General features: G+C 67.7%; 14 protein-coding genes. 4 read left to right on the forward strand and 10 right to left on the reverse strand.

Features of this window, described 5'->3' with window-relative positions; genetic code table 11:
- The first annotated feature begins 29 nt into the window (after window positions 1-29).
- The gene (locus AB0H76_RS12835; RefSeq protein WP_357321826.1) at window positions 30-911 is read left to right on the forward strand and encodes an alpha/beta hydrolase; all 882 of its coding nucleotides are present in this window, start codon (window positions 30-32) and stop codon (window positions 909-911) included.
- Window positions 912-920: 9 nt separating this feature from the next.
- Here AB0H76_RS12835 and AB0H76_RS12840 read toward each other — a convergent pair whose 3' ends face one another.
- On the reverse strand, window positions 921-1874 hold the full coding sequence (locus AB0H76_RS12840; RefSeq protein ID WP_357321829.1) for an NAD(P)-dependent alcohol dehydrogenase: 954 nt from the start codon (window positions 1872-1874) through the stop codon (window positions 921-923).
- 206 nt (window positions 1875-2080) lie between these two features.
- Here AB0H76_RS12840 and secY point away from each other — a divergent pair, with 206 nt between their 5' ends.
- Together secY and AB0H76_RS12850 are read left to right on the forward strand one after the other, a co-directional pair.
- Window positions 2081-3391 (forward strand): preprotein translocase subunit SecY, encoded by a 1311-nt coding sequence (gene secY, locus AB0H76_RS12845; RefSeq protein ID WP_357321832.1) that lies wholly within the window; start codon window positions 2081-2083, stop codon window positions 3389-3391.
- 52 nt (window positions 3392-3443) lie between these two features.
- Complete coding sequence (locus tag AB0H76_RS12850; protein WP_357321835.1) at window positions 3444-4262, forward strand: response regulator transcription factor; 819 nt, start codon at window positions 3444-3446, stop codon at window positions 4260-4262.
- A gap of 3 nt (window positions 4263-4265) precedes the next feature.
- On the opposite strand, the gene AB0H76_RS12855 is transcribed toward AB0H76_RS12850, so the two are convergent.
- The 6 genes from AB0H76_RS12855 to AB0H76_RS12880 form a co-directional block, all read right to left on the reverse strand.
- Window positions 4266-5837 (reverse strand): Na+/H+ antiporter, encoded by a 1572-nt coding sequence (locus AB0H76_RS12855; protein ID WP_357321837.1) that lies wholly within the window; start codon window positions 5835-5837, stop codon window positions 4266-4268.
- A gap of 57 nt (window positions 5838-5894) precedes the next feature.
- On the reverse strand, window positions 5895-7448 hold the full coding sequence (locus tag AB0H76_RS12860; protein WP_357321840.1) for a GMC oxidoreductase: 1554 nt from the start codon (window positions 7446-7448) through the stop codon (window positions 5895-5897).
- Entirely contained in the window at window positions 7429-8949 is a 1521-nt protein-coding gene (locus AB0H76_RS12865) for an aldehyde dehydrogenase family protein (protein WP_357321843.1), read from the reverse strand. The genes AB0H76_RS12860 and AB0H76_RS12865 overlap by 20 nt, the downstream gene beginning before the upstream one ends.
- Window positions 8942-11095, reverse strand: a complete 2154-nt coding sequence (betT, locus tag AB0H76_RS12870) for a choline BCCT transporter BetT (protein WP_357321846.1) — start codon at window positions 11093-11095, stop codon at window positions 8942-8944. Before betT ends, AB0H76_RS12865 begins: the two co-directional genes overlap by 8 nt.
- A gap of 94 nt (window positions 11096-11189) precedes the next feature.
- Window positions 11190-11546 (reverse strand): hypothetical protein, encoded by a 357-nt coding sequence (locus AB0H76_RS12875; RefSeq protein ID WP_357321849.1) that lies wholly within the window; start codon window positions 11544-11546, stop codon window positions 11190-11192.
- A 21-nt stretch (window positions 11547-11567) separates the two neighbouring features.
- On the reverse strand, window positions 11568-11930 hold the full coding sequence (locus AB0H76_RS12880) for a PH domain-containing protein (RefSeq protein ID WP_357321852.1): 363 nt from the start codon (window positions 11928-11930) through the stop codon (window positions 11568-11570).
- 150 nt (window positions 11931-12080) lie between these two features.
- Between AB0H76_RS12880 and AB0H76_RS12885 the strand changes: the two genes are divergently transcribed.
- Window positions 12081-12683, forward strand: a complete 603-nt coding sequence (locus AB0H76_RS12885) for a sensor domain-containing protein (protein ID WP_357321855.1) — start codon at window positions 12081-12083, stop codon at window positions 12681-12683.
- A gap of 9 nt (window positions 12684-12692) precedes the next feature.
- Here AB0H76_RS12885 and AB0H76_RS12890 read toward each other — a convergent pair whose 3' ends face one another.
- Genes AB0H76_RS12890 through AB0H76_RS12900 form a run of 3 tightly spaced genes read right to left on the reverse strand, consistent with a single transcriptional unit; the run spans window position 12693 to window position 13969 of the window.
- Window positions 12693-13205 (reverse strand): SRPBCC domain-containing protein, encoded by a 513-nt coding sequence (locus tag AB0H76_RS12890; RefSeq protein WP_357321857.1) that lies wholly within the window; start codon window positions 13203-13205, stop codon window positions 12693-12695.
- Window positions 13206-13218: 13 nt separating this feature from the next.
- On the reverse strand, window positions 13219-13548 hold the full coding sequence (locus AB0H76_RS12895; RefSeq protein WP_357321860.1) for a metalloregulator ArsR/SmtB family transcription factor: 330 nt from the start codon (window positions 13546-13548) through the stop codon (window positions 13219-13221).
- The gene (locus tag AB0H76_RS12900; RefSeq protein ID WP_357321863.1) at window positions 13538-13969 is read right to left on the reverse strand and encodes an SRPBCC domain-containing protein; all 432 of its coding nucleotides are present in this window, start codon (window positions 13967-13969) and stop codon (window positions 13538-13540) included. The genes AB0H76_RS12895 and AB0H76_RS12900 overlap by 11 nt, the downstream gene beginning before the upstream one ends.
- Window positions 13970-14097 lie beyond the last annotated feature (128 nt).

Below are 14097 nucleotides of genomic sequence, written 5' to 3' on the forward strand. Positions count from 1 at the left end.
CATATCATAAAACGATGAAGGGGAGGCTCATGCCGAAGTTGGGGCGATTCACCAGCGCCGAAGCGAAGACCGAATTCCTGCGCCTGTACGACGCCGCCGCGGCGAACTGGCCGGTGCCGTCGACGGATCTCGATGTCGAAACATCCTTCGGGACAACGCGAGTGCGCAGATCGGGGAGTGGGGAGGGTGCGCCGATCGTGGTGCTGCCGGGCATCGGCGGCAACGGTCTGGTCTGGCATCGGTTCATCGCGGATCTGGCCCGCGACCATGTCGTCTACACGCCGGACGTCATCGGCTGGGCCGGGCGCTGCGTGCAGACCGCACCGCTGCGTGACGCCGCGGATATCGGCAAGTGGATGGTCGAGGTGTTCGACGGCCTCGGCGCCGCTCGGGTACACCTCGCCGGGAACTCCTACGGCGCCTGGCTGGCCGGAGTGGTCGCGGTGTATCACTCCGACCGGCTGGCGAGTATGACCATGATCGAGCCGAGCGGGGCCACCTTCGCCAAGCCGAGCTGGGGGCTGCTGTTCAAGTTCCTGAAGGCGGGCATGCGGCCGACCCCCGAGCGCATGCGAAAGCTGAACAAGTGGCTGATGCCCGGCCTCGAGCTCACCGAGGAAGAATTCGCCGTAGCCATGGCGACCTTGAAGTTCCGCTCGGGAGTGCCCTGGGACCGCCCGTTCACCGACGAACAACTGGAGGCCATCACCACCCCGAGCCTGATCCTTTTCGGCGCCGAGACAGTGGTCAGCGATCCCGACCTCGGAGCATCCCGCGCCCGCACCCACATCCGATCGGTAGAAGTCGAAACCTACCCGGGCATCGGCCACGATCTGATGTGGGCGAACCCGGACCAGGTCATTCCGCGCTTCTTGGACTTCGCCGACAGTCACGATCAAGTGCGGGCGTGAACCGAACGCTCAGCGGATCTGGACCACCACTTTGCCGAGGGCGCGTCCCGCACCGACGTAGGCGAGTGCGTCGGCGGTCTCCTCGAGGGGGAAGGTGCGGTCGATGTGGATGCCGATCCGGCCCGCTACACAGGACTCGGCGAGGGGTGTGAAGTGCGCGGGTCCTTCCTTGACCGCGAGGACTCCGAGCCTGCGGCCGGTCACCAGTCCGGCGGCGACGCCGAGTGTGGCTGTCCGCAGTAGTGCGCGGGTGGTGCCGCCGACGCAGCGGTATCGCCCGCCGCGCGTGAGCGATCTGCGGTAGGCGAAGACCGAGCGGTGGGCGACGAGGTCGAGTACTCGGTCGTAGGGGCCGGTCCGGGTGAAGTCCTGGGTGCGGTAGTCGATGACCTCGTCGGCGCCCAGGGAGCGCATGAACGCGAGTTTGGCGGCGTTGTCGACGCCGGTCACGTGTGCGCCGGCCTGCTTGGCCAACTGGATCGCGAAGGCTCCGGATCCGCCGCCCGCGCCGTTGATCAGGACCGACATGCCGGAGGCGATGTCGGCGGTGCCCTGTAGGGCGATCGCGCCCGCCTGCGGGAGGGCCGACGCCTCGGCGAAGGACAGCTCCGCCGGTTTATGGGCAAGCGCGGATGCGGGGACGGCGGCGTATTCCGCGAATCCGCCCTTGAGCATGAGGTTGTCGCCGTAGACCTCGTCACCCGGTGCGAACAGTGTGACTTCCGAGCCGACGGCTTCGACTCGTCCGGCGATGTCGGATCCGAGAATCGGCCGCCGGGGTGTCCGGAGCCCACCGAGGCGCGAATACACCGGTGTGCCCAGCAGCGTCTCCCAGTCGGAGAGATTGATCGACGTCGCGTGTACTTGGACGAGGACCTGTTTCGGCCCGGGGGAGGGTGGCGGGACGTCCGTGATCGAGAGCACCTCGGTGCCGCCGTAGCGGTCGTAAACGACGGCCCTCATGCGATTTCGGCACGCAGGGTCGAGCGCGGGACTGACATACGGCACAGTCTATGCCGAGAGTCGATGCGCCCCTTGGATTTCTGTGGCTCGCGCATACCTCCCCCGATCGGGGGAGCCGGAAATCGGTCTTCCGGCCGACGTCGACGGCCACCGGATTTCCCTACCGTCGAACGGTCCCCGCCGAGCCGATTCCCTCAGGAGCCCGTGTGCTTTCCACCGTCGTGTCGGCTGCCCGAACCCCGGAATTGCGGCGGAAGGCGCTGTGGACGCTCGGCCTGCTCGCGGTATTTCGACTCGGCACGACACTGCCGTCGCCCGGTGTGGATTTCGGGGCCGTCCGCACCTGCGTCGAGTTGAACTCCGGCGGTGAATCCGGCGGCATCTATCAGCTCATCAACCTTTTCTCCGGCGGCTCGATGCTGCACCTCTCGGTGTTCGCGGTCGGCATCATGCCGTTCATCACCGCGAGCATCATCACGCAGCTGCTGACCGTCGTCATCCCGCGTTTCGAGGATCTCCGCCAGGAAGGGCAATCCGGTCAGGCGAAAGTCGCGCAGTACACCCGCTACCTGGCTATGGCCTTGGCATTGCTGCAAGCCTCGACGCTGGTCGCGTTGGCCGCGCGCGGCCAGCTCTTACGCGGGTGTCCCGAAGCCATCTTCACCGACAGTTCGCTCTTCGCCGCGATCACCGCGGTGCTCGTCATGACCGCGGGCGCGGCGCTGGTCATGTGGTTCGGTGAGCTGATCACCGAACGCGGTGTCGGCAACGGGATGTCGCTGCTCATTCTCGCCGGTATCGCCGCGCAGATTCCTGATCAGGGCATGTCGATTCTGGACAGCCAGGGCGGCCTCGTCTTCACCGGGGTCTGCCTCGCGATGGCCACGATCGTCGTCGGCGTGGTCTTCATCGAGCAGGGGCAGCGCCGGATTCCGGTGCAGTACGCCAAGCGCGTGGTGGGCCGGAAGATGTATGGCGGTTCCTCGACCTACCTGCCGTTGAAGGTGAACCAGGCCGGTGTCATTCCCGTCATCTTCGCCTCGTCGCTGCTCTACATCCCGACGCTCCTCGCGCAGTTCGCGCAGGGGAGTTCGGGCGCCGTGCAGGAATTCATCCAGAAATATCTGGTCGACCCGAATCATCCGGTCCACATCGCCGGCTACTTCACCCTGATCGTTTTCTTCTCCTACTTCTACGTCGCGATCACCGTCAACCCGCAGGAGCGCGCCGAGGAGATGAAGAAATTCGGCGGCTTCCTCCCCGGCTATCGGCCCGGCAAGCCGACCGCCGATCATCTGAGCTATGTCCTGAACCGGATCACCCTGCCCGGATCCCTGTATCTCGGTGCCGTGGTGGTGCTGCCGAACCTGATTCTCGGTCGCGGCGCTTCCGGTTCGGCGGCGAGTCTGGCCTTCGGCGGCACCTCCGCGCTGATCATGGTGAGCGTCGCCCTGGACACGGTCAAACAGCTCGAAGGGCAAGTGCTGAACCGGAATTACGAGGGGTTCCTGCGGTGAACCCGCTCCGGTCTCTGGGCATCGGCGGCCGATGAGCCTACGGTCTGAAACCATGGCTCCGAACTCCTCGACCCACCCGCTGCTGCGCGTGGTGTCCACGCTGGTTCTCGCGATCACCGCGATGACCCTGTCGGTGGCGACCGCGCACGCGGACACGCGATCGAACAGCTTCACGGTGGACCAGCGGCCCGACGCCCCGCGGCCCGATCGGTCGGCGAGCGCGTCCGGGCAGTCGATTTCGGTGCTGCTGGCCGACGGGCAGGTGTTCTTCCGGCTGGGTATGCGGGCGGCGATCGCGGGCCAAACGGATATGACCTGCGTCGCGGAAGTCGGTGACGCTCACGCCGCCGTCCGGGAGATCCAGCGCCTGCGCCCGGACGTGGCCCTCATCGATCTCGACCTGCCCGGCTTGGGCGATGCCGGGCCGATCGACGTCGACGGCACCAGGATCCTCGCCCTCGCTACCGAGCACACCGACGAAAATCTGTACCGCGCATTACATCTCGGTGCCGCCGGATTCCTCGCGCGCTCCGCGCCCGGCCCCGACCTGCTCGCCGCCATCCGCACGGCGGTGCACGGCACCGCCCTGATCGACCCGAACCTCACCAGGCAACTGGTCACCCGCCTGTCCGCCGGATTCGAGCCGTTCCGCGCCACCCCGGAAGTCGAAACCCTCACTCCGCGGGAACATCAGGTGCTGCGGTGCCTCGCGAAGGGCTACACGAATCCCGAGATCGCCGTCGCCCTGGGCATCGGCGAGCAGACCGTGAAAACCCATGTCTCCCATGTGCTCACCAAACTCGGTGTCCGTGATCGCGTCCATGCCGCGGTGTACGCGCACAACCGCCGGATCGGGCACCTCGAGGTGTAGTGCTCAGTACCGGGTGAGGCGGACTTCTTCGGTGTCGAAGGCGGTTTGCAGCTCGAGCAGCACGGCGTCATCGATGCGGTGCTCGTCGCGGAGTCCGACCACGACCGCCCGTTTGCGCGCCAGCAAGGCCAAACGTAGTGCGGTGTACTGCTGTTCGTGCTGCGCGGCGCGCTCGCTCGACTCCTCGCACTCGGTGGCGAGTGCTTGGAGGTGCTCGTCGTAGTCGTTGCGCAGCCGCTCGGCGACATCGGGGTCGGTGCCGAGTTCTGCTGCCAGCGCGGGGAGTTCGTCGAGTGCGACCTCGGTGGCGTGGGTTTCGGCGAAGCGCCGTTCCTGCTCCGGGGCGTTGTCGACCGGCAGCCGGGCCCACCGGACGACCACCGGCAGCAGCGCTCCCTGGACGACCAGGGTGAAGGCGATGACACCGGCGGCGACGAAGATGATCGCGTCGCGATCGGGAAAACCCTGCCCCGAGGACAGCTTTTCCGGGATGGCGAGGGCCGCGGCGAGCGATACCGCGCCGCGGAAACCGGCGAATCCGCTGACCACCCGGGCCCGGTTCGGCACCCGTCGCAGGCGCTGCTCGGGGCGGCGGTCGAGCAGCCGGATCGTGTACGCGGACACGAACAGGAATCCCACACGGACCGCCACGAGCACGAGCGCCACGACCACGACCAGCAGCACCGCGGTCAGCACGGTCACGCTGGTCAGATTGCGGGCCGCGGCCTGCGCCTCCAGGCCGATGAGGACGAACAGGCTGCCGTTGAGCACGAAGGCGGCCAAGGTCCAGGAGGTTTCGGTCATTCGCCGCGCGTCGGCCCGCCCCATCCGCGGCGCGATCTGGCTGATGATCAGTCCGGCCACCACGACCGCGAGCACTCCCGACGCGCCGACTTCCTCGGCGAGCCAGAACGCGGCGAACGGCGTCACGAGGATGGCCACGTTGATCAGCACGGGATCGTCGAGCCGGCGGCGGATGCGGACCGCGAGCCACGCCACCGCCGCTCCGGCAATGGCCCCGCCGGCGTAGGCGAGCAGGAACAGCCAGCCGATATGCGGGGCACTGAAGTCCTCGGCGCCGACGGTGATCGCCACGGCAACGCCGTAGACGACCAGAGCGGTGCCGTCGTTGACCAGGCTTTCCGCGCGCAGCACGGTGATGTCGCGCCGGGGCAGGATGCGCCCCATGACGCCGACCGCGGTCGCGTCGGTGGGTGCCAGGGCCGCCCCGAGCACCCACGCCGGACCCCACGGCAGCCCGAACGCGTGCGCGACCGCGGCCACCGCCGCGGCGCTCACGATCACCAATACCGTGCTGGAGAGGATGATGCCGCGCAGGTCGCGCCGGATCCCGCGCAGGGAGGTCGTGATCGCCTCCCAATACAGCAGGGCGGGAAGGAACAGCAGCAGCATGGTCTCCGGCGGCAGGTGCACCGACCGCATCGGCGGCACGAACCACAGCAGCACCCCGGCCGCGAGCAGCAGGATCGGGGGCGCGATCCCGATCCGCGCCCCGAGCCGCGCGCACAGGATTATCGAAAGGCCGAGCAGCACAATCAGTTCCAATGCCAGCACAGCTGGACCCTCCTGGCTGGTGACGACTGCGGGTCCAGCCGCACGGTGACTACGGAACTATCGGACGAGTTCGGCGCAGCGCTCACCGACGAGCATGACGGTGATGTTCGGGTTCACGGTCGTGTGCGCGGGGAACACCGAGGCGTCGGCGACGCGCAGGCCCTCGACACCCTTGACCCGCAGTTCTGGATCCAGCGGGCTCATCGGGTCGTCGGCGGCGCCCATCCGGACCGTCCCCACCGGGTGGTAGACGGTGTTGTGGGTCCGGCGGACGTAGTCGGCCAGCTCGGTGTCGGATCGGGTGTCCGGTCCCGGATACAGTTCGCGGGCCACCCAGTCGGAAAGCGGTGCCGCCGAGGCGATCTCGCGGGCCTTGCGCAAGCCGGCGATCATTACGCGCAGGTCGTGGCCTTCGGGGTCGGTGAAGTAGCGCGGGTCCACGCGCGGCTTGTCGCGGAAGTCGCGGGAGCGCAGCCGGACGGTGCCGCGGGAGCGGGCCTGGGTGACGTTCGGGGTGAGGCAGAAGGTGTTCTCGGCGGTCGGGTATCCCTGGCGCAGGGTGTGCATATCGAAGGGCACGCTGCCGTAGTGCATCATCAGGTCGGGCCGGTCCAGGCCGTCGGCGGTCGGGGTGAAGATGCCGATCTCCCACCACTGGGTCGAGCTGCGCACCATCGGCTGCTTGGTCTCGAAGCCGATCACGCCCTCCGGGTGATCCTGCAGGTGGGCGCCGACGCCGGGGGAGTCGACGAGCACGTCGATCCCGATCTCGCGCAGGTGATCCGCCGGTCCGATGCCGGAGAGCATGAGCAGCTTCGGCGAGTCGATGGCACCGGCGGAAAGGATGACCTCGCGCCCGGCCGTGACCCGGCTGGTGCGCCCGAACGCGTTGTCGGTGAACTCGACGGCGACGGCCCGCCCGTTCTCGATCACGATCTTCTTCGCCCACGAACCGGTGCGGACCGTGAGGTTGGGCCGTTCCAGGTTCGGATGCAGGTAGCTCACCGACGAGGACGCGCGCACGCCGTCGGCGCGGGAGTTGATCTGGAAGAAGTTGGCGCCGTTGACGACGGTGTGCCCCGAATTGAATTCGGTGCGCGGAATGCCGACGGTCTCGCAGGCGTCCAGCAGGGCGACACCGCACGGGTCGTTGGGCGGCACCGTCATGATGTGGACCGGGCCGCTGCGGCCGTGGTGGTCACCCGGTGCGTCGTTGGTTTCGATCTGGGGGTACAGCCGGTACACCGACTCCGAACCCCAACCGGCGCAACCGTGGTCGCGTTCCCAGGAATCGAGGTCCTCGCGCGGGGCCCAGAACGCGATACAGCTGTTGTGCGACGAGCACCCGCCGAGCACCTTCGCCCGCGCGTGCCGCATGAACGAGTTGCCGTTCTCCTGCGGCTCGATGGGGTAGTCCCAGTCGTAGCCCGACTCGAGCAGCTCCATCCAGCGGTCCAGACGCAGGATCGCGTCGTCGCCGACGTCGCTCGGCCCGGCCTCGAGCAGGCAGACCGTCACCGACGGGTCCTCCGACAATCGGGACGCGACCGCCGCGCCGGCGGATCCGCCGCCGATGATCACGAAGTCGTAGTCAGACACTGTGGCTCCCATCGGATTCGGCGAACCAGCCGGTGACGCCCGGCCGGAGATTCTCGTAGACGTGCTTGGGCTCGCGATATTCGGCCAGACCGGAGGGCCCCAGCTCGCGGCCGACGCCGGAGCGGCCGAACCCGCCCCACTCGGCCTGCGGCAGGTAGGGCCCGAAGTCGTTGATCCACAACGTGCCGCAGCGGATCCGGGCGCCGACACGGCGGGCGCGCGCGGCATCGGAGGACCACACCGCGCCGGCCAGACCGTATTCGGTGTCGTTGGCGATGGCGACGGCTTCGTCCTCGGTGCGGAACGTCTCGACCGTGACGGTCGGCCCGAACGCCTCGTCGTGCACGCACGCCATCTCGCGGGTCGCGCCGTCGATCACCGTCGGCAGGTAGAACCAGCCGTCGTCGAGACTGCCGGAGCCCTGATCGCCGGTGGCGAACTCGCCGCCGGTGCGGATGACGGCGCCCTCGGCGCGGGCCTTCTCGACATAGGCGTGCACCTTGTCGCGGTGCGCGGCGGAGATCAGCGGGGCGGACTCGGTGCCCTCGGCGAAGGGCAGCCCGAGCCGGATCTGCTCGGCCCGCCGGACCAGTTCGTCGACGAAGCGGTCGTGCGCCGACGCCTCGATGACGAGCCGCGCGCCGGCCGAGCACACCTGGCCGGAATGCAGGAATGCCGCGTTCAGGGCATTGTCGACGGCGGCGGCCAGTCGTTCGTCGGTATCGCAGGCGTCGGCGAAGATGACATTCGGGTTCTTGCCGCCGAGCTCGAGCGCGATCTTCTTCACGGTCGCGGCCGCCTCGCGCGCGATGACCTTGCCGGTGACGAGGCCGCCGGTGAAGGACACGAGGTCGACATCGGGGTGTACCGACAGCGGCGCACCGGCGGTGGCGCCCGCGCCCAGCACGAGGTTGGCCACGCCCGGGGGCAGCTCGAGGTCGTGCAGCACCGACAGCAGCAGAATCGCGGTGTGCGGCGTGAGCTCGGCCGGTTTGAGGACGAAGGTGTTGCCCGCAGCCAGCGCCGGTGCGACCTTCCACGCCGCCTGCAACAGCGGGTAGTTCCACGGGGTGATGAGTCCGCAGACGCCGACCGGCTCGTAGACGATCCGGGAGTCGACATCACGGGAGCCGGCGTCGACGACCCGCCCGGCGTCCTCGGCGGCCAGCTTGCCGAAATACCGGAAGCAGTTGGCGATGTCGGTCATATCGATGTCCGACTCGTACGGCCGTTTGCCGGTGTCGAGCGTCTCGGCGCGGACGAACTCGTCGCGCCGGGTGTCGATCGCGTCGGCGACCCGCAGCAGCAGGTCGCCGCGTTCCCCGGCGGAAGTCTCTCGCCAGGGGCCGCTGTCGAAGGCCCGGCGGGCCGCGGCGATGGCGGCCTCGGTGTCGGACGCCGCCGCCTCGGCGACGACGCCGACCAGGGAATTGTCCGCGGGACAACGTATTTCCCGAGTCTCACCGGACTCGGCGGCGCGCCAGGCGCCATCGATGTAGAGCGTCTTACTCATGCGCGGGGGTCCCTTCGGGATGGCTGTCCGGGTCGGGCTCGTACTCGTATTCGTCGTGCTCGGTGCGTCGCAGGTGCAGGTAGCCGAGGTGCCGTTCGTACTGGTCGAGAATGTCGCCGATGATCTGCTCCCGGCTGTATCCGGTCAGCGAGTAGCCCTGCGAGCCCTCGGCGAGATAGACCTCGCACCGGAAGTAGCGGTCGCCGGAACGCTGCGCGAGCACCGCGTACGTCGGTGTCGGCGCCGACACCGGCCAGACGCCGTACTCGAACCGGGGATCGCTGGCCTGATCGACGATCAGGCGCGGATACGGCAGGCCCTCGTTGTCGCCGGAATCGTCGATGGTCGCCGTGACGCCCATCCGGCCGAACTCGTCGGTGACGTCCCGCATCGCCGGCAGGACGGTGCTCGTGATGAACTTCCGGGTCGCCGCGGCCCCGGGGTAGGACATGGTGCCCAGCATTCGGCGACGCCAATTGTCTCCGGACTTCCCGCGTCCGGTCGCGATCGCCTTCGGCAACGCGGTGCGATAGCTGTCCAGCTTGTAGGACTCCTCGTGCAGCGAACGCAGCAGCCCGAGGGCGATCAGGCCGAGCACGAACGAGAACGGCAACCCCATGATGATGGTGGCGTTCTGCAACGTCATGATCGACCCGCCCGCGCCGGCGAACAGCATCGACAGCGTGAGCAGCCCGATGGCGAAGGACCAGGAGATGCGGGTGCTGCTCGCGCAGTCCGACATCGGATCGGGCAGGCGCGAGGTGAAATTGCCCATGACGAGCGAACCCGAGTCGGCGCTCGTCACATAGAACAGCAGGCCGGTGATGGTCGCGACGCCGAGCAGCAGCGTCGCGCCGGGATACTGCTGGAGCATGGAATAGAAGCCGACCTCGGGGTGCGCGGCCGTCGCCTCGGCGAATTCCTTGTCGGTCCGGGCGATTTCGAGGGCGCTGTTGCCGAAGATCGAGATCCACAGCAGGATGAAGCTGAACGGCACCGCGAGCACGCCGAAGATGAATTGGCGCAGCGTGCGCCCGCGCGAGATGCGCGCCAGGAACAGGCCGACGAACGGGCACCAGGCCACCCACCAGGCCCAGAAGAACAGCGTCCAGGCGTCGAGCCAGGTGGTCGGCTCGTTGGCGGTTTCCGGGTTGCGTTCCCAGGCGAAGGTGTCCAGCGTCCGGTCGAGGAACGTCGCGATGTAGTCGCCGGCGTTCTGCGCGAGCCCGTTGAGCAGGAAGTCCGAGCGCCCCGCCAGCAGGATGTAGACCAGCAGCGCGATCGCGAGAATGATGTTGGCCTCCGACAACCGCCGGATACCCTTGTCGACGCCCGACAGCGCGGAGATCACCGTGACCAGGACCGACAGCGCGATCAGCCCGATCTGCGCGGCCTTGCCCTGTGGGATACCGAACATCTCGTGCAGGCCGTAGTTGAGCTGCACGATGCCGATGCCGAGCGAGGTCGCGACACCGAAGATGGTGCCGAGCACCGCGGCGACGTCGATGGCGTCACCCCACCGGCCGTGCACCCGCTTGCCGAAGATCGGGGACAGCGCCGCCCGGATCGTGAGCGGCAGGTTGTGCCGGAAGGCGTAGTAGCCGAGCGCGCTACCCATCAGCGCGTACATCGCCCAGCCGGAGATGCCGTAGTGGAACAGCGTCCAGGTCACCGCTTGGCGCGCGGCCTCGTTGGTCTCGGCCGCACCGGTGGGCGGGCGCAGGTAGTTGTAGACCGGCTCGGCGACCGAGAAGAACATCAGGTCGATGCCGATCCCGGCGCCGAACAGCATCGCCGTCCAGGTGAACAGGCTGTACTCCGGGCGGGACTCCTCCGGCCCCAGCCGGTAGTTGCCGTACCGGCTGGCGCCGATGAAAACGACCAGGCCGACGATCGCCGTCGCGAGGACGAAATACCACCAGCCGAACCAGGTGGAGATGAAGGTCTTCACGTCACCCACGACGGTTTCCGCGCTGGCGGGTGCGACGAGTGCCCAGATCGCGAACGCGAGAACCAGCCCGGCGGCCGTGAAGTACACCGGTTTGTTGACCGATACCCGGTCAGCGGGCTCTATTGTTTCGCCGTGATCCGCGCTCGGCGTGCTTTTGGTGTGGTCGTTCTGCAGTGGATCGCCGGCGCCACTCATCCGATGAATGGTAGTGGCGAGAGGTGGCGCGGTGAGTCAGGTCGGCTTCGTGTCCGCGCCCTTTTTCTCGGCTCGGCTATCGATCGGCATTTCGCTATTTGGGAATTGGCGGGCCGGGGTCCAGGCCCATTGTGGTGCGCGCTTTGCGGATGAAATAGATTCCGCCGCGGGCGGTTTCGCGGGCGACCCGGACCTGGCCGAGAGTGGTCGCGGCGGACAGCTGAGCGCGGGCCGTGTTCATGCGGTCCACCGCTTCGGCGAGGGCGGCCAGGGCGGCGCCTTCCTCGGAGTCGAGCGTGAACAGTTCCCGGCTCATGCGGTCGAGATGGCCGTTGACCTCGGCTTTCGCGGCGGCGACGCGCTCGGGGTTGCCGGACCACTCCCGGGATATCCACCAGGCGGCGACAGCAAGCACAACCGCGATGACCAGGAAGAACAGCAGACGACCCACACCCGCAGTCTACGGGCCCGTTCAGTGCGTGATGTAGTGCAGGATCACGTTGTGGACGTGCTGGGTTTTCTCGTCACCGCGGAATTCGACTTCGTAGGTGTGGTGGCCGGTGCTGATGGCGATATGGCCCGAAGAGAAGAACTGGCCGGCGAAAGACTTGTTGGTCAGGATGCTCACACTGCTGATCCGGGAAAACGGAATGCTGGTAATCGCGATCTTCTTGCCGGCGAAAGAGTTGTCCTGGATGACCACGCGGCGGTCGGTGAGCCCCAGAAATCCGGTGCCGACACCGATCGCGTCGTACACGGCGAGGATCGTCTCCCCGGGTAGCAGGCCCTCCTGGATCTTGTCGAACTGGTCGCGCTTGTCGTACGGAATAGCCATGTGTATCAGCGTATTCGGGATCGCCTCCGAGGGCAGGGTGCTAGCGCGAACTATCCGATTCGGACACCGCTGTCATCCCTCCCCGGGGGCATCCCGACCCCTACCGAGGCGGGATGGCCTCCTGCTGGGCGCGGTCCTAGCGTCGTCTGCATGATGATCCGGCGCCTGGGCCACGACTTCGCTTACACCTTCTTGGGACTGCCGCTCGCAGTGGTCAGCTTCGCCCTTCTTGTGCCACTCTTCGCGGCGAGCATCGGCACGGCGGTGGTCTTCGCCGGGATTCCGCTGCTCGCCCTGACCCTGCTGATCGCACGCGGCTTCGCCGACATCGAACGCGTACGCCTTCGGCAAGTGGCGGGCCCGGCCACAGCACGTCCGCTCTACGCCGCAGCGCCGGAGGGGGCGGGCTGGTTCCGCCGGCTCACCGCGCCGATCCGGCAGGGGCAGAGCTGGCTGGATCTGCTGTACGCCGTGGTCAACCTGCCGATCGCGATCATCACGTTCGTGCTGCCGATCGTCTGGTGGGCGCTGGCGCTGGGTGGCTTGACCTACTGGTTCTGGGGCCGGTTCATTCCGTACGGCGACAGCAACGACGTCTTCATCGAGACGATCATGGGCGCGGACACCGACCACAATCGGACGGTCCTGTACACGATCATCGGTGTCGTAGCGCTGGTCACCGTGTATTTCGTGCAGCGCGGCAGTGCCGCGCTGCACGCCGCCCTCGCCCGGACCCTGCTCACCCGGCGGTAGGCGCCGGCCTCACGCCGATTCGGGCAGGCCGAGGAGTTCGGTGTTGCCGTGCTTGGACGCCTCCATCGCGAGGGTGGTGCCGCGCCGGAACGGGTCGCCCGTGCCGGTGGTGATCAGGTCGAACAGGCTGGACCTGACGTACGAGCCCCAGGCGTTCGAGCACACCTCGTAGCACTCGCCCGAGGGACGCAAACCGACATGGGTGAAACGGATTTCGGTGCGGTCGTCGTGTTCGGTGAGGTCGAACACGACGTCGGTGCCCTCCCATTCGGCGGTGTCCGCGACGAAGGACAGGTAGGCGTCGGTGACGTGCCAGACCAGGCGCTTACCGGGGATCGACTCGGTGGTGGTCATGGTGCAGCGGTGGGCGTCGGGCACCTCGAAGAAATAGCTGTCGCCCACGGTGCCGGTGCTACCCACGATGGTCTCCGACCACCAGCCGCGCACATCGGTGATCGCGGCGAAGGCCGCCTCGGGGGTGGCCGCGACGGTGATGGTCGCGGTGAAATCGCTTGTGCTCATTGCTTTTCCCTTTCTAGCTGTCCAAATGTCTGCGCAGTGCGTCGAGCGGGCCGTCCCAGTCCCGGGCCAGCGCGGCCAGGAACTGTTGCGCCACTTGCATCGGGGCGGAATCCAGGCGGTAGCGGATGCGCCGCCGTTCCCCGGGTTCGGCGATCACCAGGCCCGCGTCCGACAGCAGGCCGAGGTGTTTGGTGATCGCCTGCCGGGTGATGGGCAGTCGATCAGCGAGGTCGGTCGCGGTGGCCGGGCCGTCCGCGGCGAGGGTGGCCAGGACCGCGCGCCGGCTCGGGTCGGCGAGTGCGACGAAGACCCGTTCGGCGGTGGCTTCCAGCTCAGGCCGCATCGAGGTACTCGACCAGCTCACCGAGCTCGCTGCGCCAGCCGTCGGTGTTGCCGCCGAACGCGGTCTGGTGCGCGTCGTCGGGAAGCTGCGCGAAACCGGCCTCGACGACGGTGAGCCGGGTACCCGCGCCGACGGGTTCGAGGGTGAACTCGACGTAGGTGCGGCGCGGGTCCTCGTCGGGCAGGCCGTGGATATGCCAGGTGAACCCGAAGATGCTGGGCTCCTCGACCCGTTCCACCCGCATGTTCGCGGTGTGCCCGCCGTCGAAGGTCATCTGTGCCGCACCGCCGGGGCGCAGGTCGATGGTCGCGGTGTTGCCGAACCAGGACCCGAGCCCTTCGGCAGTGGTGATCGCGGCCCAGACCTGGGCGGGCGGGTGTGCGAGGTCGAGCGTGCGAACGATCTGATCGGGGAATCCCATTACCTGCTCCTTTATTGCAATCACTGGGTTGCGATAAATGTATTGCAACCCATCGGTTGCGTCAAGGCTCGGGTCGGCGAGCGGCCCAAGCAGTGTTTCAATCAGTGATTGAATTCCTGACGGGAACG

The organism is Nocardia sp. NPDC050712, assembly GCF_040654295.1.
In the GTDB taxonomy this organism is placed as follows: domain Bacteria; phylum Actinomycetota; class Actinomycetes; order Mycobacteriales; family Mycobacteriaceae; genus Nocardia.